Genomic DNA, 588 nt, shown 5'->3' on the forward strand with positions numbered 1-588 from the left:
AGGCAGCTCTCGCTCCATCACTGACTGCAGGCGGTCTTCCGTGAGTGCGTCAAGGAAGCACTTTGCGGCTGTCTCATTTCTCCTGGGCATTACCAGGCTGTCCGCTAGCCCATGTTTCAGTGAGCTCGTCTATTCGATCCGCAATCTGAGGCGTTTTGGATAGGACAAGGCAGCGCGTATTGCCGACAAACTCCTCTATCAAATACAGCGAGTCGCCGACATCAAGCTCGAGCTCCTGCAGCGCCTCATCGGGAATTCGAATCGCACCGTCACCATCCCATTCTTCGATCATGATTTTCATAGGTGGTTTTTTCACGTGTGGTCTCCGTTGCTATGAGCCGGCAAGTAGTTCCCGCCTRTAGATTCTCCGTGGCACGTTTTACAGATCCGGATAATCATCAAGCTTAAGGCTAGGAACGCCTCCGTCCTCTGGCTCACGCTTAGGCGTATGTATCACTCCAGCTTCAGCATCTGCACGCATCTGCTCGAGCTCTTTGTGAAATGCCTTGTCCTGAACCGTGGGTTTGCTGGTGTACGGTTTTCGGTCAGGGACAGGCTGGGCTGCATAAGTCGTTACCGCGTCTGGAT

General features: G+C 53.5%; 2 protein-coding genes. Both read right to left on the minus strand.

Translation table 11 applies throughout. The features are described 5' to 3' along the window. Window positions 1-73 precede the first annotated feature (73 nt). Entirely contained in the window at window positions 74-316 is a 243-nt protein-coding gene (locus AC1DSG_RS31615) for an AbrB/MazE/SpoVT family DNA-binding domain-containing protein (RefSeq protein WP_477794361.1), read from the minus strand. A gap of 63 nt (window positions 317-379) precedes the next feature. Then, window positions 380-588 (minus strand): hypothetical protein (locus AC1DSG_RS31620; protein WP_477794362.1); only part of this gene is annotated, 209 nt, incomplete at its 5' end.

Source organism: Pseudomonas sp. P5_A12, assembly GCF_056400685.1.